The organism is Lacinutrix sp. MEBiC02595 (assembly GCF_053601555.1).
In genome coordinates, this window is record NZ_JBSHNU010000217.1 from 218,549 (window position 1) to 241,962 (window position 23,414).

At 31.2% G+C, this 23,414-nt stretch carries 22 protein-coding genes; 5 read left to right on the forward strand and 17 right to left on the reverse strand.

What is annotated here, in order from left to right; all coding sequences use genetic code 11:
* Position 1 precedes the first annotated feature (1 nt).
* Positions 2-928: an ATP-grasp fold amidoligase family protein gene (locus tag ACVCZW_RS08705; RefSeq protein WP_452232173.1), complete on the forward strand. Its 927-nt coding sequence runs from the start codon at positions 2-4 to the stop codon at positions 926-928.
* Here the strand turns inward: ACVCZW_RS08705 and asnB (ACVCZW_RS08710) are convergent.
* The 10 genes from asnB (ACVCZW_RS08710) to ACVCZW_RS08755 are packed head-to-tail and all read right to left on the reverse strand — an operon-like array spanning position 925 to position 13,723.
* On the reverse strand, positions 925-2,811 hold the full coding sequence (asnB, locus tag ACVCZW_RS08710; protein ID WP_452232174.1) for an asparagine synthase (glutamine-hydrolyzing): 1,887 nt from the start codon (positions 2,809-2,811) through the stop codon (positions 925-927). The genes ACVCZW_RS08705 and asnB (ACVCZW_RS08710) overlap by 4 nt on opposite strands.
* On the reverse strand, positions 2,799-3,950 hold the full coding sequence (locus tag ACVCZW_RS08715; protein WP_452232175.1) for a glycosyltransferase: 1,152 nt from the start codon (positions 3,948-3,950) through the stop codon (positions 2,799-2,801). Before ACVCZW_RS08715 ends, asnB (ACVCZW_RS08710) begins: the two co-directional genes overlap by 13 nt.
* Positions 3,943-4,878: a hypothetical protein gene (locus tag ACVCZW_RS08720; RefSeq protein WP_452230249.1), complete on the reverse strand. Its 936-nt coding sequence runs from the start codon at positions 4,876-4,878 to the stop codon at positions 3,943-3,945. The genes ACVCZW_RS08715 and ACVCZW_RS08720 overlap by 8 nt, the downstream gene beginning before the upstream one ends.
* A gap of 5 nt (positions 4,879-4,883) precedes the next feature.
* Complete coding sequence (locus tag ACVCZW_RS08725) at positions 4,884-6,293, reverse strand: MBOAT family O-acyltransferase (protein ID WP_452230248.1); 1,410 nt, start codon at positions 6,291-6,293, stop codon at positions 4,884-4,886.
* A complete protein-coding gene (locus ACVCZW_RS08730) occupies positions 6,283-7,377 on the reverse strand; it encodes a glycosyltransferase (RefSeq protein WP_452232176.1) in 1,095 nt (364 codons plus the stop codon). The genes ACVCZW_RS08725 and ACVCZW_RS08730 overlap by 11 nt, the downstream gene beginning before the upstream one ends.
* Entirely contained in the window at positions 7,377-9,221 is a 1,845-nt protein-coding gene (asnB, locus tag ACVCZW_RS08735) for an asparagine synthase (glutamine-hydrolyzing) (protein WP_452232177.1), read from the reverse strand. Before asnB (ACVCZW_RS08735) ends, ACVCZW_RS08730 begins: the two co-directional genes overlap by 1 nt.
* 2 nt (positions 9,222-9,223) lie before the next feature.
* Positions 9,224-10,339: an O-antigen ligase family protein gene (locus ACVCZW_RS08740; RefSeq protein ID WP_452230245.1), complete on the reverse strand. Its 1,116-nt coding sequence runs from the start codon at positions 10,337-10,339 to the stop codon at positions 9,224-9,226.
* Entirely contained in the window at positions 10,336-11,673 is a 1,338-nt protein-coding gene (murJ, locus tag ACVCZW_RS08745) for a murein biosynthesis integral membrane protein MurJ (RefSeq protein WP_452232178.1), read from the reverse strand. Before murJ ends, ACVCZW_RS08740 begins: the two co-directional genes overlap by 4 nt.
* Positions 11,674-11,679: 6 nt before the next feature.
* The gene (locus ACVCZW_RS08750; RefSeq protein WP_452232179.1) at positions 11,680-12,627 is read right to left on the reverse strand and encodes a glycosyltransferase family 2 protein; all 948 of its coding nucleotides are present in this window, start codon (positions 12,625-12,627) and stop codon (positions 11,680-11,682) included.
* Between the two features lie 4 nt (positions 12,628-12,631).
* Complete coding sequence (locus ACVCZW_RS08755; protein WP_452232180.1) at positions 12,632-13,723, reverse strand: glycosyltransferase family 4 protein; 1,092 nt, start codon at positions 13,721-13,723, stop codon at positions 12,632-12,634.
* 429 nt (positions 13,724-14,152) lie between these two features.
* Between ACVCZW_RS08755 and ACVCZW_RS08760 the strand changes: the two genes are divergently transcribed.
* On the forward strand, positions 14,153-15,676 hold the full coding sequence (locus ACVCZW_RS08760; protein ID WP_452232181.1) for a T9SS type A sorting domain-containing protein: 1,524 nt from the start codon (positions 14,153-14,155) through the stop codon (positions 15,674-15,676).
* A gap of 52 nt (positions 15,677-15,728) precedes the next feature.
* On the opposite strand, the gene ACVCZW_RS08765 is transcribed toward ACVCZW_RS08760, so the two are convergent.
* Both ACVCZW_RS08765 and ACVCZW_RS08770 read right to left on the reverse strand, forming a co-directional pair.
* Complete coding sequence (locus ACVCZW_RS08765; RefSeq protein WP_452230240.1) at positions 15,729-16,097, reverse strand: hypothetical protein; 369 nt, start codon at positions 16,095-16,097, stop codon at positions 15,729-15,731.
* A 4-nt stretch (positions 16,098-16,101) separates the two neighbouring features.
* Positions 16,102-17,301, reverse strand: a complete 1,200-nt coding sequence (locus ACVCZW_RS08770; protein WP_452230239.1) for an alanine dehydrogenase — start codon at positions 17,299-17,301, stop codon at positions 16,102-16,104.
* A 118-nt stretch (positions 17,302-17,419) separates the two neighbouring features.
* Between ACVCZW_RS08770 and ACVCZW_RS08775 the strand changes: the two genes are divergently transcribed.
* Both ACVCZW_RS08775 and ACVCZW_RS08780 read left to right on the forward strand, forming a co-directional pair.
* Positions 17,420-18,028: a hypothetical protein gene (locus ACVCZW_RS08775; RefSeq protein WP_452232182.1), complete on the forward strand. Its 609-nt coding sequence runs from the start codon at positions 17,420-17,422 to the stop codon at positions 18,026-18,028.
* A gap of 2 nt (positions 18,029-18,030) precedes the next feature.
* Positions 18,031-18,663 carry a hypothetical protein gene (locus ACVCZW_RS08780; protein WP_452230237.1) on the forward strand — a complete coding sequence of 211 codons (633 nt, stop codon included), beginning with the start codon at positions 18,031-18,033 and terminating at the stop codon, positions 18,661-18,663.
* Between the two features lie 3 nt (positions 18,664-18,666).
* Here ACVCZW_RS08780 and ACVCZW_RS08785 read toward each other — a convergent pair whose 3' ends face one another.
* From ACVCZW_RS08785 to porX, 5 genes are all read right to left on the reverse strand, one after another.
* Positions 18,667-19,026: a hypothetical protein gene (locus ACVCZW_RS08785; protein WP_452230236.1), complete on the reverse strand. Its 360-nt coding sequence runs from the start codon at positions 19,024-19,026 to the stop codon at positions 18,667-18,669.
* A 203-nt stretch (positions 19,027-19,229) separates the two neighbouring features.
* The gene (locus ACVCZW_RS08790; RefSeq protein WP_452232183.1) at positions 19,230-19,763 is read right to left on the reverse strand and encodes a hypothetical protein; all 534 of its coding nucleotides are present in this window, start codon (positions 19,761-19,763) and stop codon (positions 19,230-19,232) included.
* Positions 19,726-19,869, reverse strand: a complete 144-nt coding sequence (locus tag ACVCZW_RS08795) for a hypothetical protein (protein ID WP_452230234.1) — start codon at positions 19,867-19,869, stop codon at positions 19,726-19,728. Before ACVCZW_RS08795 ends, ACVCZW_RS08790 begins: the two co-directional genes overlap by 38 nt.
* Before the next feature lie 194 nt (positions 19,870-20,063).
* Positions 20,064-20,468, reverse strand: a complete 405-nt coding sequence (tsaE, locus tag ACVCZW_RS08800) for a tRNA (adenosine(37)-N6)-threonylcarbamoyltransferase complex ATPase subunit type 1 TsaE (protein WP_452232184.1) — start codon at positions 20,466-20,468, stop codon at positions 20,064-20,066.
* A gap of 95 nt (positions 20,469-20,563) precedes the next feature.
* Complete coding sequence (gene porX / locus ACVCZW_RS08805) at positions 20,564-22,117, reverse strand: T9SS response regulator signal transducer PorX (protein ID WP_452230232.1); 1,554 nt, start codon at positions 22,115-22,117, stop codon at positions 20,564-20,566.
* Between the two features lie 35 nt (positions 22,118-22,152).
* On the opposite strand from porX, the gene ACVCZW_RS08810 reads away from it, so the two are divergent.
* Complete coding sequence (locus ACVCZW_RS08810) at positions 22,153-23,382, forward strand: HD domain-containing protein (protein ID WP_452230231.1); 1,230 nt, start codon at positions 22,153-22,155, stop codon at positions 23,380-23,382.
* Positions 23,383-23,414 lie beyond the last annotated feature (32 nt).

The following is a 23,414-nucleotide window of genomic DNA, read 5'->3' on the forward strand; positions in this document are numbered from 1 at the left end:
AATGAAGCAATTGATATCTAACATATACCATAATACAAGATTGGGTTTTACAGTTATTCAGCCATTTAAAAATGTATACGAATATTTTCGTTATGCCTTAGTTTCCGATGAAACCGTTATTAAAAGAGAGTTTATAAAGAATTTGGGCTATGCTCCAGATTTAGAAAACCCGAAGACTTTTAACGAAAAACTTCAATGGTTAAAATTAAATGATAGAACATCTTTACATACTATTAGTGCTGATAAATATAAGGTTCGAGAATATGTGAAAGAAAAAATAGGGGAAGAGTATCTGATTCCTTTAGTGCTAGAAACAAAAAATGTTAAATATATTGTTCCGGAGAATTTACCGGATTTTCCATTTATTATAAAAACCAATCACGATAGTTCAGGCGGCATTATAGTTAGAGATAAAACCAAGCATAATTGGATTAACGTGCAAAATACACTTTCTAAGTTTTTAAATATTAATTATTACTACAGATATAAAGAGTGGCAATACAAAAATATTGAGCGTAGAGTAGTCGTTGAAGAATTGTTAATGGATGAAAGTGGCGAAATTCCTTTTGATTATAAAATGCATTATTTTAACGGAAAACTTGTTTTTACGCAAGTAGATATTGATAGAGAGAAAAACCACCGACGTAATTTGTATGATGTAGATTGGAATTTAATGGATTTACAATGGGTTTATAAAAGTGGAAGCGAAGTAAAAAAACCGAAACTCTATGATAAAATGATTGCTTTGGGGGAAATTTTCGCTAAAGACTTTTGTTATCTACGTGTAGATTTTTACCATGTAAACGATAAAATTTATTTTGGAGAATTAACCTTTCATGCAGAATCTGGTTGTGGTGCTTTTACGCCGCAACATTATGATGCAGATTTTGGGAAGTTGTTGAAGTTGCATAAAACAGAGGTTAATTAGTTGTACAAATTCATATACCATTTTTGAAAGGTATAATAGGTCCAAACTTTGTAACTATTATCTTCTTTTCCTGTTAAGTGATTATGCACCAATTGTTGGATATAGTCTATGTTAAATAGATTTTGTTTTTCTAAAAACTTAGTTTCTATATAGCTTTCTAATTCTTGTTTTAAGCCAGAACGTAACCAATCTCCAACCGGAACGACAAATCCTTTTTTAGATTTCTCTAAGAAACCTTCCGGAAACTCGTCTTTAAAAGCTTCTTTTAAAATGTGTTTTTTGCTGTACCCTTTTAGTAAATAATCTTCTGGCAAGCTATTAGCAAATTCCCAAAGGGATTTATTTAAAAATGGCGCTCTGCATTCTAAAGAGTTAAGCATACTTGTTCTATCTACTTTTACCAACATATCGCCTTCTAAACTTATATGACGGTCTATTTCGCGATACTCATGAACGGTTTTTGGTTTTGCAATTCCAGATTTCTCTTTGTAATAATTAAAAGGGTTTAACTGAATGCTATCCGATTTTAATAGCTTTTCTGTGTCGTTAGAAAATCCTAATGAAATGATATTCCAGTAATGTTCGTTGTTGTAGTTTATTGCGTTTACAGCCTTTTTTAGCTTAAAACGTTTTCCTCTATTATCGTCTTTTGTAGTCAGTAATTTGTTTAAAACACTTTTGGAAGCGTTATGCAGAAAGGCAGGAACCACACTTGTATACTTGCTGTTTAGTTTACCAATATAATATTTGTTGTAACCGCCAAAAACTTCATCTCCACCATCTCCAGTTAAAGCCACCTTTACAAAATCTCTTGTTTTATTCGCTACCAAATAGGTTGGTAATGCCGAGGAATCAGCAAAAGGTTCATCGAAATTTAGCAGAATTTCATGAATGTTTTTTTCAATGTCTTTTTCTGAAATAATAAACTCATGATGATTACTATTAATCATCTTGGCAACGAGTTTCGATTTGTCGGTTTCGTCAAACGATGCTTTATCAAATCCGATAGAAAACGTATCTATTTTTTGATTGTTCATTTGTGATAATCCTAAACTCACAATGGAAGAATCTACGCCTCCTGAAAGAAAGGTACCAAGCGGAACATCACTTATCGAACGACTTTCAATACTGGTTAGCATTCGGGTTTTGAGTTCCTTTTTTGCTTCCGCGAAAGCGATATCTTGCTTTTCGGTTTTAATGGTATTTATCTTATGTATTTGAAAGTTATTCGTATTTAAATCATAATCGATATAATGATTGGCTTCCAATTTTAAAATGTTTTCATATATAGTAAAAGGAGCAGGAGTATAGGTTAATCTGAAATATAGGTTTAAGCCTTCTTTAGAAATTTCTGGTTTACTATCTAGATTATTAACAATAGATTTCAACTCTGAAGCCCAAAAGAAATTTTCTTTGTCTTGATAATAATACAGAGGTTTTTCGCCAAAAAAATCACGCGTTATAAAAACCTTACTTCTGTTTTTATCATAAATACTAAAAGCAAACATACCATCTAGTTCGGCAAAGCTACTTTCTCCGTTGGTTTCGTAAAGTTTTAGAATTACTTCGGTATCACTTTTGGTTTTAAAAGTAACGCCTTGGTTTTCTAAACGCTGTTTTAAAACTTGGTAGTTATAAATTTCGCCATTAAATACAATAACAATGCTTTTATCTTCATTATAAATGGGTTGTTTTCCTGTGCTTAAATCAATAATAGAAAGCCTTCGCATGGCCATAGTAATGATGGATTGCTCATGATTTTCAATACAAAAACCATCTTCATCAGGACCACGATGATAGATTAACTGATTCATTTTTTGTAATGAATTGCTTATCTCTTCACGTGTACCACTTCTACTTATTATGCCGTTTATTCCACACATAAATGCGAGTCTATTAATTTTTTAAGTTGTTTTCCTATTACAGAGATATCGTATTGTTTTGCCTTTATAAAACTTAAATTACTGTAATTCTCTCTTATCGAATTATTATTTTTATAATAGGTAATTGCTTTCGCTATACCTTCGTTATCGTCAACATTTACTAGTAATCCATATTTCGCTTTATAAAAATCGCCTGTTTCAATTTGGATTTCTTCATTATCGTTTAATAATTCTAATGGTCCAGACATACAATTGGTAGCAATTACAGGGACACCAAGTGACATAGCTTCTAGAATTACATTTGGAAATCCTTCAGAAAGAGAGGTTAATACTAGACAATGATGTTTTACTATTTCTTTATTTATAGTTTCACTATTTCCTTTAAAACTAACAATATCATTAAGGTTTAAAGTATTTGTAAGTGCTTTTAGTTCTTCCTCTAAAGCCCCAACGCCATAAATATTTAAAGCAATTTCTTCTGTTATAAGTGCTATACTTTCTATTAAGCTTCTCTGATTTTTCACCGGATTTAAGCGTCCTACAGCAACTATTTGAAAAGGTTTATTTTCTTCTGAATGGCTTAAAAAAGCAGGCTTTTCTTGAAGGGTATAGATTGGATTGTAAATTACATGTGCTGGCGTTTTTACATGAAAATTGTCTAGTAAATCGGAATTGATATGCACCGAATTAGAAAAAAGACTCGTATTTTTATTGTAAAAATATTTTACTAATTGTTTCCCAAATGCACCATAGGTTTTAGAAGGAAAACAGCGTTCGCTAATAATAGTTTCTAGATTTGGGTTCCACATTTTGGTAAACCCATTAATTACATTTTGTTTAATTAAAAAGGAAACACTAATATCTATATTATGTTGTTTAATTATTTTTGGGTATTTGTAACCACTTAATAGAAAGCTACCTAATTTGAAAAGGGAAGAATTGTCGTAATGTTCTTCTTTTGTGGACAAGCGAACCACGTTAACGTCTTCATGAATAGGTAAGTCTATGTTATTGTAGATAAGTATTAAAGTAACATTATAATATTTTACAAGTTCATTTGCTAACCTAGCAACTACGCGTTCTGTACCACCAAAACCAATAGAAGATACAAATAGGGAAATATTTTTTTTGTTAGTCATCAATAGTTAAATCTTTACTTAATGCTTCCGAAAAAATCTCAGAAGCTATATTAGACATGTGTGCAATATCTGCCCAGTATTCTGGTTTATTGTCGTTGTCAAAAAAGTGGCTATAATCGTGGTATTCAATATGTAAATCTTCCATTACTTTCTTTAATGCATCATTGTCTTCCGGGCATTTATCTATATATAATGGTGTCGTAATTGTGATTAATCTTTTGTTATTATTTGTGCAAAACGAATCTATTTCTTTTAAATAGGTTTCAAAAAGCGGATTGAGTTTTAAATCCGTTCGACATACAATACTGTCGTTACGTTCTAATATCTTTTGGAATATTTCTTTTTGCGTACCATCTATTTCCATAGGATCATATCCATAATAGTGTTCTAAATCATACTTAGGGAAAATAGCATTTTTAAGTATCCCTAAAGCCAAACCATTATAATCTACACACCAATAAAATTCTTGTAAAGGATTCGTTAAATCGGCTCTTATAAGTTCTTTCTTTATAATATCATTGGTATGATACTTCACCATTAAGGTTTTTGTTTCCTCTCTATTGTAGTGTTCTCTATATGCAACATTTGGATCTACATGAAGAATTACAGTTTGCTTTACATCTTTAGGAAGTAGTTTAATTAGCGTGGCACTATATGCTATAAATTTACCATCGACTCCCATGTTAAAACTAGATTCATTTAATTTTTTAACATCGATATGATGATTCGCTCTAGAGCTCCCAAAAACAATAAGTTTCGTTGTGTCTTTTATGGATAAATAATGGTTTAGCTTACCAATTGCCTGACCAGAATACACGGTATCACTAATTTTAGTTATTGTAAAATATGCTATTTTATCTACTACAAAAGATAAAACGATGATAAAAGCTATAAGTTTTGTGGATTGTATGATTTGTTTTTTATTCATAACATTTAAAATTGAAAATAAATAAAGTTATTAGACGTAGAGTAAAACAAGCTAATAAGAAGTATGATTAAAGAAACAGCTGCTCCAAGTTTTATTGGACTAAGTTTACGACCTAAAGTTTCTAAATCTTGTTTCGATCTAAATAAGTAAAGGTCTAAAGACATACCTATTAGAAGCATGGATATACCTGTAGCAATAGCGTTCGTGTCCCCAATAAAAGGAACTTTAAAATCAAAGAAAATTAGCTTTTTAACGATTACTCCTGCAGCTTCAAAGTCTTTTGCTCTAAAGAAAACCCACGAAATAAGTACCAAACAAAACGGATAGATGTAACCAAACCAACCTGCATTTTTGATTTTTAAAACGGTGAATATAATTTTTTCACTAACAAGTAGCAATCCATGAATGGCTCCCCAGATCGCGAAATTCCAACTATTCCCGTGCCATAATCCTCCTAGAATCATGGTTAACATTAAGTTTCTAAAGGTGAAAAGGGCTGTACCACGACTTCCACCTAAAGAGTAATACAAATAATCCCGCAACCATGAGGATAGTGATATATGCCAACGTTGCCAAATATCGGCTATAGAGTTTGAAAAATAGGGCAGATTAAAGTTTTGGTTAAATCGGAATCCTAATAGTTTTGCACTACCAATGGCAATATCTGAATATCCTGCAAAGTCAAAATATATTTGATAGGAATAAAATACGGTAGCAAGTAATAATGTGCTCGAATTATGTACATCTGGACTCGCATAAATGGAATCTACATAAACTCCTAAATTATCTGCAATTACAACTTTTCGGAATAAACCTACAGCAATTTGAAAAATACCATCGTGAAACCATTTTTGTTTAAACTTTCGTACGTTTTCTATTTGTGGTAATAGGTTAGAAGCTCTTTCAATTGGTCCTGCAACTAATTGCGGAAACAAACTAACAAACGTAAAAAAGGCTACAATATCTTTTGTCGGCTTTAGTTTATCTCTATAAACATCGATAGTATAACTTAAGGTTTGAAACGTGTAAAAACTAATTCCTACAGGAAGTATAATATTTAAGGTAACATGGTCTACTTGCCAACCAAATAGTAGCATCATTTCTGCAAAACTATCGGTAAAAAAGTTGAAGTATTTAAAAGCAGCTAAAAGTCCTAAATTGGAGACTAAACTGAGTCGTAACCAGTTCTTTTTCGCTTTCGCGGAAGTAGTTTCGTAAATTTTAATTCCGATATAATAATCTATAAAAGAACTGTAAATGATTAAGGAAAGGAAGGTCCAATCCCAATATGCATAAAAGAAATAACTGGCAACTAACAATAATATGTTTTGCTTTTTTAGATCTTTATTAAGCAGCCAATACAGTATAAAAACTGTAGGTAAAAATATTAGATATTCTACGGAGTTAAATAGCATAGGTCGTGGTTAGTTTAATAAAAAGTGCTTCGTATTGATTAATAATTTTTTTGCTATTAAAGTTGTTTACAACTATTTGGTTTACAGTTTTAGGGGAAAATAAAAAGTGCGTATTAAGGTTGGTTAATTCCTGAACACATTCTTCTACTGTATTTATAATAAAACCATTTTTTCCTGGTTGAATAATTTCATTAATTCCTCCTGGCGCATTAAACGCAATAATTGGTGTACCAACGACACAACTTTCTATTAATGCATTAGGAAATCCTTCCGAATACGAACCAAGTAAAAAGATATCACTTTTTCTCAAATAATCTTCCACATTTTTGGTGTAATCTATTTGAGTGACTTGATTTTCAATTCCTTTGGAACGAATTAAATGTACAATATTTTCTTTTTCATTGCCATTGCCAATCATAAAATAATGAAAAGGAAACTCTAATTTAGATAATACCTCTATAATTCTTTCATGACCTTTCTCTTTACTTAATCTGCCAACAGTAATAATTTGAAGCGGTTTAGTAGTATCTCTAGTTATCGTTTTGGGTACGGCGTTAAAGGTGATAGGATTGTTTATTAATGCCGTTTTGCTTTTTGCAACACCATAATTAGCCATCATATCTTCTTGCATGTCTTTGGATTGACAAATTAAACAGTCGACCAATGTATATGCTTTTACGATGATTTTTTTAGAAAAGCTCAATCTGTTTCCTCGATCATGTTGCGCCAATACACTTAAAACATTAGCTTCTCTTGCTGCAAATTTTATTTTTGGAAAACAAATGGATAGATATGCGATCATGGTGTTTAAATGAAAAATAGAGCTGACTACAATTTGTGGTTTTTGGGTTCTAAAATGCTTTGCAATTGCAAAAACGGCTTTTAATACTCTTGTTTTATTCAAGTAAATTACATCTAGATTGCGTACATCATATACCGTATCTTTTTCAAAACCAACGACTAATAACGTAGGTTGAAACTTGACTTTATCTATGTTTTGCGCTACAAAAGACAAGATACGCTCCGCACCACCAGCAGCTAGTGACGGAATTACAAATGTTATTTTAATCTTTTTGTTGTTCATTATTTTATAGAAAAAGAATTTCCGTTTTTATCTAACCATTGTTTAAGCACTAGTAATTTCCAGATTAACGGATATCTATTCCAAGAACCATCCATATGTTGCTGGATACGTAATTGTACTTCTTTCACATTTATATTTGGTATTTGTTTTAGCGTATCTTCTGTTAAATTGTCTAGTACAAAATCTTTAAGATCTGTTTTAAACCAATTAGAGAAAGGCATTGTGAAACCAGATTTTGGTCTGTTAAACATTTCTTTAGGCACATGATCATACAACACATCTTTTAAAATGCGTTTTTGATTATTTTTTTGGTAATTAAAACCGGTTGGCAACGAACGCGCAAATTCTACGATTCTATAATCTAGAAGTGGCGCACGAGCTTCTAGCGAATATGCCATTGTTGCTCGGTCTACTTTGGTGTTTATATCCCAATTTAAATAGGTTTTTAAGTCGAAATCTGAAATACGTTCTAACAGATTTTTATTAGACTCTTTTAAGTATTTTACTTCGGAAACATTCGTGTAATCGTTCACGTTTTGAAGCCAAGAATTATCAATGCCGCTACTAATTGCCAAGTATAAATCGTCTAAAGAATCCTGTTGTAAACCTTTAGCAATCGTTTTTAATTTGTAATGTGGAAGACTTCCTATAAGATTTGCTGAAAATTTTCTTAATCCGGAAGGAATCGCATAAAGCGGAGCTACTTGTTTCATCCATTTATAACGTGTGTAGCCAATAAAACTCTCATCACCACCATCACCAGAAAGTGCTACAGTTACATGTTTTCGGGTATGCTTTGCTAATAGCATGGACGGTATTGCGGAAGCATCGGCAAAAGGTTCATCATAAAATTCACTAAAGTTTTCTATTAAATCTAAACCTTCCGAATAATTACAATCAATAACATGATGTTCGGTATCTAAATGTTTTGCTACTCGTGCTGCATATTTACTTTCGTCGAAGCCTTTTTCATTAAACTTTACAGAAAATGTTTTTATTTTACTATTCGTGCTTTTAGATGCTAAGGCTGCAATAGCTGAAGAATCAATTCCGCCGGAAAGAAAAACGCCAACCGGAACATCTGCAAATAATCGAATGGTGGAAGCATCTTTAATTAGATAGGAAAGTTCTTGTTTTGCATCTTCATAACTTCCTGTAAATAACGAATTATTGTTGCTGGAAATATCCCAATATTGCGATTTTTTAAAGGTGTTACTGGCTAAATCTAATGTGAAAGAATAACCAGCTTTTAGCTTATGAATTTCGTTAAAAATAGAAAGAGGATCCGGAATGTTTCCCCAAGTGAGATATTGCGAAATCGCTTTACTAGAAATGGATAAATTGGTATTATGTAATTGTATAGATGAAATCTGACTAGCAAATTCAAAACCATTTTCACCCAAGTAATAATAGAATGGTTTTTGTCCCATGCGGTCTCTAGCACCAAATAAACGCTGTTCTTTTTCGTCGTAAATAACAAAGGCGAACATCCCATTTAGCTTGTTTATAAAAGCTTCGCCATATTCTAAATATGCTGCGCAAAGCACTTCGGTGTCACTTGTGGTATTAAAAGTATATCCTTTAGTTTGAAGTTGTTTTTTAATGTCTAAGAAATTATAAATTTCTCCATTAAAAACAATATGAATGTGCTTATAGGTCAACGGTTGGTTCGATCTAGGGTCTAAATCTATAATGGATAATCTATTATGTCCGAAAATGATGTTTTCATTTTTGCCATTAAAGGTATAATGCGTCGCATCCGGTCCTCTAAAAGAGGTTCTTGCAAGTTTGTCTTTCACTTGCGCAGGTGTGTATTTTATGGTTGATCCGTATATACCGCACATAGTTATTCTGTTATTAAATTTCCTTCTTTTTCTTTCTCCAAACTAAACCTTGTGTATAGCCAAATGGTAAAAAATAGAATGATATAGTTATAAAAATAATTATGGGAAACCATTAAATAGGATGCCATAATTAAGGCTAAATAGAGGTATTCTGGGTTTGTCGTAAAGTATCTTAAGCTTTTAAAAATCATACTTGCGTAAAATATGACCAAGAGTAAAAAAGGAAGTATTCCTGCTTCTCCCAAAACCATTAAATAGGTGTTATGCACACCAACTTTAATACCTACAGTATCGCCTTGATGTCCTTGCATAGATCCGTAGCCATTACCAATTATAGCATTGTTTACAATAGCATCGGTATACAGCGCCCAAGTTTCTTGCCTAGATTCTCTGGTTATCGTTGTGGTTTTTACTTCTCCTTCACTAAAGAAGCTGTTAAGTGCATCAAACCGATCTTTATTTAGATTAAAAGCAGGTGTGTTAATTATGATTACAATACCAATTGCACCAACCATTAAACCGATAATATTCTTTCTGTTTGCAAAAAGAGAGGTGATATTTACGAGTAATAATAGTATTAAGAAATAACGAGAAAGGGTTGCAATTCCTGCCAAAGTACATATTAATTGTGCTATTACTTTATATTTCTTATTGGCTAATCTATAGGTGAAGGCAAATCCTAGAATACAAACTAATCCTGCACGATTCGGATTGATATAAAAACCAGCATATCTACCATATTCGTCAGAAAAAACCAATGCATTTAATATGACACTTATAGCACCAATAACGAGATAAAAGCAGGCTTCTCCGTTGGTTGTGTTTTTTGCCACTTCGGTAACGGATAGAATAAATAGAAAGTACCTAAAAATATCTTTGATAAACAGACTTAACTCTCCAGAAAAACTGAATCCGGAAATGGAGTAGTAGAGTATTCCAATAAGTAATAAAGCGAGTAATGGTTTACTTTTTTTAACAAAAAAGTAGTACAATGCTAGGGACACTAAGGATAGTGCTGCAGCTAAAGAACCTAACGCAGGATTAAACGATATTAAACCAAATGTTGGCAGGTTTAATATGGTTAATGCAAGTATGATATGTTTTAGAATTTCTTTCATGTAGCTAAAACTTTTTGCTGGTTTGTAGTGTACTTTAAATATACTAAACTTCTAAACATTTGCAGTAATGCGGTGCATAAAGCGATACCAAAAACGCCATAATATTTCATTAAAACAATGTCTAAAATAATATTTAAGATAACGGTTGCAAAGGAGATATATGCCATAAAAGCATTTTTATTAATACTAGTTAAAAATCGAACAATAATGTTTCCGCAGATAGTAAAAGGCAAACCAATTAAAAACATACGTTGAATATTTGCTACTGTTTTAGTGTCTTCGGAAGAAAATTCGTTGCGTTCAAAACATAATTCCACAATAAAATCCGACAAGAATATAAGCACAACGCTTACTACTATTAACCCAATGAATAAACGTTTTAAAATATAGTATAACGTTTTAAATGCTTCGTCTTTATTGGTTAAAGTTAATTTTGAAAAATAGGGCAGAAGCACATTCCCTAAAGCCATAACTATAATTGCCGTAAAGAAAGCAGGAATACGCAATCCGTAATTTAAAGCGGCAATAGATCCTATAATTAATTGTGCCGCAAAAAACTGATCTGTAACAGAAATAAGTCCGGTTAAAAAACCAGAAGATACTTTTGCAGGAACCTGTTTAAACATGGTTTGCGTATGTAAACCTTGAAAGTCTGGTTTCGCAATTTTTATTATTTTTTTATTAATGGCAACAACTAGTAAAAAGAGGAATTGGGTAATACTACCAATAAGCATTCCTACTGCAAGCACTTTTTCTTGTAGTTGTTCTTTAAAAAACAAAAGACAAACTATCATAGCAATAGATGTAAAAACGGGATAAATAGACGCGTATCTAAACTCATCATATATATTGAGTAAACCACTTAATAAAGAAGCGAATCCCCAAAAGAGTATGCAAGGTAGTAAGTAGTATAATTGCGTTTTTATTAAATGATAGTAGTCTGGCGTATGACCTTCAAAAAAGGTTTCTAAAAAAACATCGGTAAATAAATAGGAGATAACAATAAATAGTAACGCAATACTTAAGGTGATAATAAAGCTCGAAGACTGAAATGCACCAAGTTTATTTGTCGATTTTTTTTCGGCGATATAATTAGGGATAAATACAGATTTAAAAGCATTTAAAAACACTTCACTAATAAATCCAGGAAGCATTGCCGCAATAAAAAAAGTATCTAATAGCTCAGATAAACCAAAAGAGCCGGCAACAATAATTTCTTTATAAAAACCTAAGCCTTTAACTAAAATGCTAATAATAGCCACCGTAATAACATTAATTACGGTAGGATTTTTTATTACTTTTTTAAGGGCTTGTATGTAGTTGGTTTCTTTCAATTCCTTTTATAATAGTTTTTTTAATGGCCAGCCAATTGTGAAACCAATTTTCAATAATTTACTTGGTATGGCTTGCTGGTATTCCTTTAAGCTAAACTCTAAATATTGAGAAGCTCTTAATAAAGTGTATACACGTTTCATAAAGAGCATTGGTTTTTTAAATAAATAATCTTGATAATACCAATTAATAACAGATAAGGAATAAATAGCCATTCCGAAAGCATCATTTTTATGATTCTGAATAGAAATAGCATTTTCCGTATCTAAATAATAGGTTCGTAAAGTGGTGTTAATGTATTTGGTGTCAAAGCCTTGTTTTGCAATAAGTTCCCAAATAACTCCTTCTGGTATATAGCCACGAGAAAAAATAGTACTGTTTATTTGAATGTTTTTTAAAATTTCGGTTTTAGTAAATCCCCATTTTTCCGAAGCATTTGGTTGCTCCATCTGTTGTTTAAAAGTATTACTATAATAAGGAGATGTTTTAAAAGGCTCACCAACCAAATTACCAAATTGGTCGTTGCATAAACAAGTTACACCGCTTATGTTTTTCTGTTTTTCTATAGGAATTGCCTCGTACTCGTCTTTAAACACTTGTAAAGCATCGGGAGTACACGCATCATCGGAATCAAACGGTAAAATGAATTTTCCTTTTGCAACTTGTATCGCTTGCATAAAACAAGCCATTTTGTGTTTATTTACTTTGTTATTTATGTAGTTTACAGGAAATGTTGCCGTTTTTATTAGTTCTAATGCAACTTCATGTGAATTGTCTTTAGAGCCGTCATTAATCATAACCAATTCAAAATCTTTAAAAGTTTGTGCATTTAAAGATTTAAAAACGCGTTTTAGTGTATCTGCTCTATTATATATAGGAGTAAATACAGTGAACGTATATTCAAAGTTTGACGTTTCTTGCTTCTTATAAGTTGGTAATAAATTAACTAGCTGCATTTTATTATAAAACTTTATAAATTAACTCTTTCCATTTGTTTGCTATAAATTCTGCTTCAAATATAGTGGTGCTCTCTATTGCTTTTTCTTTAAACTGAATTTGTAAATCGGTATTATGTATTAATAAGGAGAGTTTCTTTTCTAGGTGTAATTGATCGTTTACCGGAATTAAAAAACCATTTTCGCCATCGTTAATAATTTCGGAAGGGCCAGAAGGACAGTTTGTCGCAATACAAGGTAAACCATAATACATAGCTTCAATTAAAGCGTTAGGGAAACCTTCGTAATTAGAAGGTAATACAAATATTTTTGCAGTATTGTAGTACTTAGAAATATCCTTCACGTTACCAATAAAGAGGATGCTTTCCTTTAGGTTTAATTCGCTGGCAAGCTTTTTATATTCTTCCTTTTTGTTTCCGTCTCCTATTAATAAGAGTTTGTAGTCCTTTCTTTCTATGTTGCCGAAAGCTCTAATTATTAACTCTTGATTTTTTTGCGGTTCTAATCTACCAACACATATAATATGGTTGTTTTTGGTAGCATTTAAGTTTCGTTGTTCTGCTAATTCTTCGGCTAACGGATTATTTATAATTTGTACTTTATCGGCTTTAATCAGTTTCGTAAAGTAGTTTTTGATGTCTTTGGTTTGTATCACTAAAGCATCTGTTTTAGGATAAACAAATTTTCTAACCTTTACCCAAAAACTACTAATACTGCCAAATTGCGGATGAATACGTTCGCTAATAATCGTAGGTTTTCTAAGTTGCTTTCCTATCAAAACGCTATAAATGTTTGCGATAGTGGTAAAACCAATAATAACATCCGATTTTTCCTGAGCGATTAATTTTCTACATGTATTTATTAATTGGAAGTGATTTGTTATCGATTGAAAAAAAGAAGGAGTACTATTATATACGTCTTTACAAAACACAACTTTAATGTTTGTGTTTAAATTATAAAATGGTTTGCACGTATATAAAACCACAATAACAATATCAAAATCATTAATTAATTGATTTGTTAGTGTAGTAACCACACGTTCTGCACCTCCAGCTTTAAGGCTAGGTATTATAAAAGCAAGTCTTTTTCTTTTCAAGAAATTCTTGATTGTAGGATTAGGTACAAAGGGAAATACGTAATCTTGATTAATAGCTCAATAAAAGTAGTACTTTTTTAGATTGTAGTACTATTACTTTATACATATTAGATGAAATACCTCTTTTGTATTTAAAGTGTATTGTTATTTTTCTTACAAGCAGATAATCAGATAATTAAGTTTTTTACTTATTTTGCGTTTTAAAAAATCCAATCGGCTGTTTGCTGCGTATATAAAATAATTTGCGTTTCTGAAAGTTATGTAACCAGCTGATTTAGTTTCGATTAAGAGTGAATAAATGCCTACAAATTGCAGTATTTGTAATTTAAAACTTACAGAAATAGCGCATTTCGTCGAATAAATTGGAAGTTTACCTGATAAAGGAAATGAAATTATAAATTAGCATCAGATTAATAGCAAAACCCTAAAATGAAGAAAAATTTATTAAATAAGTTTCTGTTACGCAGGAATTTAGCGAAGGCATCCTTGTTTACATTCCTAGCCTTTAGTGCCAATGTAAAAGCCCAAAATTACCCACAACGAGTTTTACTCTCTACCGTAAATTACGAATCTTACGAAGCACCTACAGGACAATTTCCTGAATATTTAGAATCTTTTACCGAAGATTTATCTGGAAGTAAAATCACAAGAATTAGTGATAAAAATGTTTTTGGTACTAGTTCTATACGAGTTAGACATAATTATGCCAAAGATCAAACATGGAATTCTGATGGATCCTTAATAAAGTTAGCTGGTTATCCCGCAGCAATTTTAGATGGTGAGACTTTTGATTTTTTATACTGGAGAGATATTCCATCGTATGGGAGATGGGCAAATACAGAACCTAATTACATGTATGGAACGCCAGGAAATAAATTTGTTAAGTTTAATGTGCTTAATAATACACGAGTAACACTTAAGACTTTTAGTAATTATTCTAGTCTTGATTTTGGTTATGGTGAAGGAAACCAATCTAATGACGATAAATACGTTGGTTTAATTGGTCAAAACGGAAATGATAGAACTTTAATTGTTTATGATATAGAAGCAGATCAAATTATTGGAGAAAAAAATATTGGATCTAGTGGCGATTTAGATTGGTTCTCTGTATCGCAATTAGGAAATTTTGCAGTTGTTTCTTGGAGAACAGATGGTTCTGGAGCAACCGCAGGTTTAAAATCGTATGCTTTAAATTTTACAAACGAAAGACATATAAATGACGTAACTACTCATGGAGATTTAGGAATAGATGCCGATGGAAATGATGTTATGGTTGCTTATGAAGGTCCTAGTGGTTGGAGCAATGATTCCTATGTGTTTTCTGCAAGATTAGACGGACAAGGAAAAACAGCATTATTTCAGTATCCTGGAGGAATCTGGGGAGGTCATATTAGTTGTAGAAATACAAATAGACCAGGCTGGGCTTATGTAAGTGAGCAATGCTGTACTAGTCATGATGTAGCATCTAGAGAGATTTTTGCGATAAAACTAGATAACTCTGGAATTATTGAACGTTATGCGAAACATAATAATGATGTTGCACCAGGAAACGGACACTCCGCAATGGCTGTTCCAAATAGAAACGGAACAAAAATACTTTTTGCAAGTAATTGGGACGAAACCAGTATTATGGCAGATCCAAATCCTCCAGCTTGGATTTTAGAATACCCACAAACACAATTAGGTTTAAATGATCAACAAATAGAAGACAATAATGTATTAACGGTATATCCTAATCCTACAGATAACATTGTAAATATTAAAGTTACTGGTCCAAATAATTCTATTTCTGCAATACAGTTACATGATATATTAGGAAGATCTTTGGTAAATAATGTAGTGAATAATGAAAACACATTAAGCTTAGATTTATCATCTTATCCAAAAGGTGTTTATCTTTTATCTGTAAACATTAACGGTAAGAAACAAACAAAGAAAATTATTAGAAATTAGTCTTTCGATTGCATATAAAAAAAGCTTCCTAATTACTTAGGAAGCTTTTTTTTTACCATTTAATATTTTGTAGCGTAGCAATACTATCACAGTTCTCTATTGTAAGTATTACTTCTTTATCATCTATATAACTTTCAATAGCGTATATACCACAAGGTTTTTGTCTGGTATTGCTCATGCTAAAATCTACATCTCCTTTTAAAATAGCCTTTTTAATAGTAGCACTATCTACTTTTCTTTCCGAAATAAGCGCATCTATCGTGTCGCTAAAAAGAAGTGTTTTTGTGTTTATGTTTTTTATCACTCTAGCTTCAGGACCATAAGCACAAGAAGTTTTTTTTCCGTTTAAAAAAAAAGCTAGAATAACCAATCCTATAGAGAAACCTCCAAGGTAAAATCCAATACGTTTTATTAAATGCACAATTTTAAAAAATAAGTAAGTTAATATCGCTGTGTTTCAAATCGAACCATTCACCAACAGATTTGTTGGTTAAAATTCCATGGTAAAAGTACAACCCATTTTTTAAACCTTTATCAAATCTTAAAGAATTTTCTAATCCACCATCTTCGGCAATTTTTAAAAGATATGGTGTAAACATATTACTAATTGAAATAGAGGCAGTTCTAGCAAATCGAGCAGGAATATTTGGTACACAATAATGTATCACGCCATGTTTAATAAAAGTAGGGTGTTTATGTGAAGTAACTTCGCTGGTTTCAATACATCCTCCCATATCTATACTAACATCTATAATAACAGCACCAGATTTCATATTGCCAACCATGGTTTCTGTAACAATAATTGGAGCTCTATTTTTTCCTCTTACTGCGCCAATAGCGACATCACATCTTTTTAAAGCTTTGGCTAAGTTTTTAGGCTGTAGTGTAGAAGTGTAAATGGTCATCCCTAAATTGGTTTGCATTCTTCGTAATTTGGTAATCGAATTATCGAATACTTTCACATTTGCACCAAGTCCGATAGCACTTCTAGCAGCAAATTCACCAACGGTTCCTGCGCCAATAATAACCACTTCAATAGGAGGAACACCACTAATATTACCAAACATCAATCCGTTACCTTCATTTACATTACTCAATAACTCTGCAGCGATAAGCACAGCAGAAGTTCCTGCAATTTCACTTAAAGAGCGTACCGCAGGATAGGAGCCATCTTCGTCTCTAATAAACTCGAAAGCAAGTGCGGTAATACGTTTGTTTGCTAAAGTTTCAAAATATTTTTTGTTTTGCGTTTTTAATTGTAACGCAGAAATTAATATGGTTTGCGGATTTATTAAATTGATTTGTTCTAGAGTAGGAGGTTCTACTTTTAAAACGATCGGGCAACCATATACTTTTGCGGTATCGTTAGTTATTTCTGCTCCAGCTTCGCTATAATTTTTATCGCTAAACTTTGCGCCTTCGCCAGCTCCAGTTTCCATTAAAACGCGATGTCCATTACTAACAAGTGCAGAAACAGCATCTGGAGTTAAGCAAACACGCTTTTCTTGAAAAGCAGTTTCTTTTGGTATACCTATAAAAAGGTTTCCCTTTTGTTTAAAAATCTCAAGTGTTTCCTCTTGCGGGAGCAATTGTTGCTTAGTAAAAGGCGATAAAGGTTTAGACATATATGAACCAATTTGTTGGATAGTCAAATTACGAATAATTTTAATTTATATAAAAATTAAAATTTAAAAGATTTATATAGAAAATATGCTCTATTTTTTGTAATATTATACTTATAATATGAAAGATATTCTCAAAAACATAAAAGAAGTAAAAATAAAAGATGTCTTTATTGCTATAATAATAGCTGCTTTGCCTTTTTTGTTTTATTTATATAGGCTCGCTCCTGATACTACGGTATGGGAAACGCAATGGTTTACTCTTAATTCAGGAGAATGGGAAAGTGCTCATTTCTATTTATGGTTAATAGCTACTAAGCTAATAGTGGCGATTAGTTTATGTATTTGGTTTGTTACCTGCAAGCATTGGTGGCACTATGTGCTTTTGGTTCCATTAATAATAGAGTTGTTTAAATTTAGCTCTGTTTTTAATAGCAATGCGTCTGTTATAGATGAAATAGAATATTTGTACAGTTTACCATTCACGATACCAGTTGTTATACTTGTTATTTTAGTTTCAAAAAAGATTAATTATTATTCTAAATATTTAGACTTAAATAATGAGATGAATGCAGAAATAGAAAGTTTATTAGTAGAATTAAACGTTAACAATAATAATGCTTTGATAATTGAAGAATTTAAAAAGCTTAAAGAAGATAAATCAAGATTAAGCACAGAAGATTATAAATATCAATTATTGCGTTTAAGACAACAATTGATTAAACTATAGATATGTCCAAATTATTTGTGTTTAGTAGGGTTAATGTTTTAAAGGATTTTGTTATAGTTTTTATAATTGCCGTTTGTCCCTTTTTTTTCTTTTTATATACAATCGTACCGGAGAACACTATGGTATGGAGAACCAATTTTTTTATTGTTAATTTATCCAATACAGGCAATGAAGTAGCTGTGATCTTTTGGTATTTTAGTTATAAGTTTTTAACTACCTTAATTTTTTGTATTTGGTTTGTTACATGTAAACATTGGTGGAGGTATGTAATTTTAGCACCTATATTTTATGAAATAAATAAAGTAACTACAGCTTATTATGAAATAAATTATGCCATAGGTGGGTATAAGCATTATTATAGCTTTCTTTTAAGCATACCAATAATTATATTACTTTTTGTTATATCCAAAAAACTTAACTATTACTCTTTTTCAAAAAGTATTAATAAACAGATAGATGATGAAATAAATGAATTGATGAGACATGTGTCTAATTATAAAAAAGAGGATTATAAAGCCTATAAAACGAAACTCATTCTTTTAAGAAAGGAGAAAATAAAATTAGATAAAAAGGAATACCTTATACAATTAATTAAATTACGAGAAGACTTTGACTTATACTCGCGAAATAAATAAAGACTACTTATTTTCTATAGATTTAAGCTCTGTTAAAATTTCATCTAAAAGCAACTTTTTTTCAGCACTCCATTTTTCACTTAACCTATCATTAATATATTGTTCAATTTCTAGGTTAGTTTGGCTTATTTTTGTTTTGGGTTTTTCTAGTAGCATATTTCCTTCTCCTGTGATTAACCAAACCAAATTTATTTGCGGATATAATTGCATTATACGCTCAATAACATCACTACCAACAGAAGCATTGTTCTTTTGCATACGTAAAATATAACCATTTGCGGTACCAATAGAAATATCAAACTGCCTTGCGCTAATGCCTAAGTGCTTGATAACTAACATTATTCTATTAATTGTTTTACTCATGTGTCTTATTTAATATTCTAGAATGAAGAAAATTTTCTATAAATATACAAATAAAGATGTAATTACGGGAAAACCGTAATGTTAAAAAATAGTGAAGTTTTTAAATGGGAATAACATAGGTGTAGTTCTATTCCTCTAAATAAATAGAAAAATAGAAAGATTTGTACATAAAGTATATCTGTTATTATGTGGAGTAGTATAAACTAAAAATACTGTTTTACTTTACCCCAAACGGTTTTAGGTCTAACTGTAAATTCTGCTTCTAGATCTTCTAGTGTTTTGTTTGCAGTATTTAATTTATCAAACATCTTCGCTCTAATTAAATAGATGGAAGGGATAACTACAGCCATTACGGGTACTAAGTACAATAACTGAAATTCGTCCATATAATTAATATCGACGTTTAGCATAACAATAATTTGATATACATACATGGCTATTGGTACTATTAATGTGTGATACCACCAATGGCGACAAGTAAAGAACCATATTGTCAATAGGATTAAAGGAATTAATTTACTTGTTAAGTGCCACATGGCATAATTGGCATCTTCCCAGAATGTACTATCATATGTGAATAAAAAAGTGTTCCAAACTTGAGTTTCTGGAACACTTTCATATAAATAAAATAAATAAGGTGTTAATCCTATAAAAGTAGCAATCAAACTACCTATAATTAAACTCTTATTAATTTTTGTTTTATCCTGCTGGAGACATTTTTCTGTTTTTCTTTTCAATGTTTGTTGTTGTTTGTCCATCGATATTTAAAAGATTTGTTGCTTGAGCTGTAAACAATACTCCTCCAAAAATAGCAATTGCTATTAAATACTTTTTAGTTTTCATAATTATAAGGGATTAGTTAATTAATACCTCGAAATTATATAAACACTATAGGTAAAATTGGCGCCAAATGTTAATATTATGTTAAAATTAACGTTTTTGGTTTTTTCGCTTACGGCTTTACCATAAATAGTGCTTTTTTTTACTAAAAAGCGTAGGAATTGTATTACTTACTCATGCTTTTTTAAAAATTTAGGTTATTTTATTGTAATTCTTCTACTTGCATTTGGAGCTAATTTTAAAAATACATTGGTTACATTTTTAGGCATAAATTCCATGGCTAATTCTGGCCATTCTATAAAAACCCAATGGTTCTCCTGTATATACTCTTCAAAACCAAAATTATACAGTTCGTCTATTGTGTTCACTCGGTATAAATCAAAATGAAATATACTGATATCGGGCAATTGATACTCATTTACTAAAGAGTAGGTCGGACTTTGAACTTCATCAGTACTACCAATGGCTTTTACTAAAGCCTTAATAAGGGTTGTTTTACCAACTCCCATGGTGCCATGAAATAAAATAATCTTACTAGTACTAGTCTTTAATAGTGTTTCAACAACCTTATCTAGATCATTAATGGTGTATTCTAAATCCAAACTTTTCTTAAATTAAACATACAATTATACATATATTTCTCCAAATAAACTAATATTTATGCATTTCATCGGTATTTATTGTATTACGTCTATTCCTATTTGGGGTTTAATACCACGAATGGAATGATCATTTCTTCCAATGAAACACCTCCATGTTGATAGGTATTTCTAAAATAACTCACATAATGGTTATAATTATTAGGATATGCAAAAAACAAATCACTTTTGGCAAATATAAAAGAACTACTCATGGAAAGCGATGGTAGATGAATACTTTTCGGGTCTTTTGCTACTAATACATCTTTGTCTTCGTAGGTTAAGCTTCGACCTGTTTTGTATCTTAAATTCAAACTAGTATCTCTATCTCCAACAACTCGTGACGGGTTTTTCACATTAATAGTACCATGATCTGTAGTTAATATTAATTTAAAGCCCATTTGTTGTGCTTGTTGAATCATTTCTAACAATGGCGAATTCTTAAACCAACTTTGGGTTAAGGATCTATATGCTTTATCATTAGAAGCTAATTCTTTCACCACATCCATTTCTGTTTTAGAGTGCGAAAGCATATCTACAAAGTTATATACAACCACAGTAAGATCGTTATCTTTAAGTCCTTTAAAGTTATCTACAAGTTTTCTTCCGTTTTTTAGATTGGTAATCTTGTAGTATTCGTGCTTTAAATCAGATAATCCTAAACGTTTTAACTGTTCTCTTAAAAAATCAGCTTCGTGCAGATTTTTACCGCCTTCATCGGTATCGTTTTTCCAATATTCAGGAAAAAGTCTTTCCATATCACTCGGCATCAAACCTGAAAATATCGCATTTCGAGCATATTGCGTTGCTGTAGGTAAAATACTGTAAAACGGGAATTCCTTATCTTTTTTATAATAGTTGTTTACAATAGGTTCAAAAGACTTCCATTGGTCGTAACGTAAATTATCGATTACCACTAAAAGTGTTGGTTGCTCTTTGCTAATTTCTGGTGCTATCTTTTCTTTAAATAGGGTATGAGACATGATTGGAGCATCTGTATGTGCATCAAACCAAGTTGGGTAGTTTTTATCTATAAATTTCCCAAACTGTGTATTGGCTTCGCTTTTTTGAGATTCTAAAATTTCAAACATCCCAATATCTTCAATATTTTCAAGTTGAAGTTCCCAATAGACAAGCTTTTGATATAAAGCAGCCCATTCTTCGTAAGAATTCACCATAGATAAATCCATAGCAATTTTTCTAAACTCTTGTTGATAATTAGAAGTTGTTTTTTCAGAAACTAATCGAGAATGGTCTAAATTCTTTTTTAAACTTAATAATATTTGGTTAGGGTTTACGGGTTTAATCAAGTAGTCTGCTATTTTATTTCCAATAGCTTCTTCCATGATATATTCCTCTTCACTCTTGGTGATCATTACCACAGGAAGCGTGTCTCTTCTTTCTTTAATTTCGTTTAGCGTTTCTAAGCCGGTAAGTCCTGGCATGTTTTCGTCTAAAAAAACAATATCAAAGTTGGTGTCATCCAAAATCTCAAGTGCTTCTGTACCACTTTTACAGGTAGTAACCTTGTAATTTTTTTGTTCTAGAAAGATAATATGAGGTTTTAATAAATCTATTTCATCGTCAACCCAAAGAATATTTATATTGTTCATGTATATTTGTTTAGAAATTTGTAAAAAATTAAAGCTTGCATACTAAAAACAAACTTAAGATATTAAACGACCCAATTTACGGATTTATTACTATACCAAATTCGTTAATATTCGATTTAATTGAGCATAAATATTTTCAAAGACTGCGTAGGATTACCCAAATGGGAATGTCTTACTTGGTATATCCAGGAGCGCATCACACACGTTTTCAACATGCAATTGGCTGTATGCATTTAATGCAAAAAGCGGTTCAAGTACTACGTTTTAAAGGGGTTGAGATATCTTCGGAAGAGGAAAACGCATTATTTGTTGCTATTTTATTGCATGATATTGGTCACGGACCATTCTCTCATGCGATGGAACATAGTATTGTAAATAATGTTTCGCATGAAGAAATTTCACTCCTTTTTATGGAAACTTTAAATAAAGAGTTTAACGGAAGTTTAACTTTAGCCATTAAAATCTTTAAAGGAGAATATCCAAGAAAATTTATGTGTCAGCTAATATCTAGTCAAATAGATATGGATAGAGCAGATTATTTAAAACGCGATAGTTTTTATACAGGAGTAGCAGAAGGTAATATTAATAGTGAGCGTTTAATTACCATGCTAAACGTGGTAAATGATGCATTGGTTGTAGAAGATAAAGGTATTTATAGTGTCGAAAAATTTTTAGTAGCAAGACGTTTAATGTACTGGCAAGTCTATTTACATAAAACCAGTTTAGCTGCAGAACAATTACTAATTAGAGTTTTAAAAAGAGCTAAAGAGTTAACTTCTAAAGGGGAAAAATTAGAAGCAAGCAAACCTTTACAATACTTCTTAGAAAATGAAATCTCATTAGGTAATTTTAATGTAGAAACATTAGATACCTTTTCTATGCTTGATGATTATGATATTGTTTCGGCAATGAAAGCATGGCAATTTCATGAAGATTTTGTGTTGCGTAATTTATGCGAAATGATAATAAATAGAGATTTGTTAAAAGTGAAGCTGAAGAAGAAAAAGATTAAAGCTGAAATATTAGAACAACACATGCAAACGCTTATGGAAACCCATAATATTACGGAAGAAGAAGCTGCCTATTTTGTGTTTACTGGTGAAATCTCTAATCAAGCATACCAACAAAAAAAGCAGAAAATTAATATTTTACATAAAAATGGAAAGATAGAAGATATAGTAAAAGCATCCGACCAATTAAACCTAAAAGCACTTTCAAAACCTGTCACTAAATATTATATATGCTATCCAAAACAAAAACTATAACGTTAGTTTAGCACATTTTTCTTATTTTTGCT

Coding starts and splice junctions, on each gene's coding strand:
- ACVCZW_RS08775 (WP_452232182.1), top strand. CDS start 17,420: ATGAAAGATATTCTCAAAAACATAAAAGAAGTAAAAATAAAAGATGTC.
- ACVCZW_RS08780 (WP_452230237.1), top strand. CDS start 18,031: ATGTCCAAATTATTTGTGTTTAGTAGGGTTAATGTTTTAAAGGATTTT.
- ACVCZW_RS08740 (WP_452230245.1), bottom strand. CDS start 10,339: ATGAAAGAAATTCTAAAACATATCATACTTGCATTAACCATATTAAAC.
- ACVCZW_RS08725 (WP_452230248.1), bottom strand. CDS start 6,293: ATGCTATTTAACTCCGTAGAATATCTAATATTTTTACCTACAGTTTTT.
- ACVCZW_RS08795 (WP_452230234.1), bottom strand. CDS start 19,869: ATGAAAACTAAAAAGTATTTAATAGCAATTGCTATTTTTGGAGGAGTA.
- ACVCZW_RS08760 (WP_452232181.1), top strand. CDS start 14,153: ATGAAGAAAAATTTATTAAATAAGTTTCTGTTACGCAGGAATTTAGCG.
- ACVCZW_RS08730 (WP_452232176.1), bottom strand. CDS start 7,377: ATGAACAACAAAAAGATTAAAATAACATTTGTAATTCCGTCACTAGCT.
- ACVCZW_RS08720 (WP_452230249.1), bottom strand. CDS start 4,878: ATGAATAAAAAACAAATCATACAATCCACAAAACTTATAGCTTTTATC.
- ACVCZW_RS08705 (WP_452232173.1), top strand. CDS start 2: ATGAAGCAATTGATATCTAACATATACCATAATACAAGATTGGGTTTT.
- ACVCZW_RS08715 (WP_452232175.1), bottom strand. CDS start 3,950: ATGACTAACAAAAAAAATATTTCCCTATTTGTATCTTCTATTGGTTTT.
- asnB (WP_452232177.1), bottom strand. CDS start 9,221: ATGTGCGGTATATACGGATCAACCATAAAATACACACCTGCGCAAGTG.
- ACVCZW_RS08750 (WP_452232179.1), bottom strand. CDS start 12,627: ATGCAGCTAGTTAATTTATTACCAACTTATAAGAAGCAAGAAACGTCA.
- porX (WP_452230232.1), bottom strand. CDS start 22,117: ATGAACAATATAAATATTCTTTGGGTTGACGATGAAATAGATTTATTA.
- asnB (WP_452232174.1), bottom strand. CDS start 2,811: ATGTGTGGAATAAACGGCATAATAAGTAGAAGTGGTACACGTGAAGAG.
- ACVCZW_RS08770 (WP_452230239.1), bottom strand. CDS start 17,301: ATGTCTAAACCTTTATCGCCTTTTACTAAGCAACAATTGCTCCCGCAA.
- ACVCZW_RS08785 (WP_452230236.1), bottom strand. CDS start 19,026: ATGAGTAAAACAATTAATAGAATAATGTTAGTTATCAAGCACTTAGGC.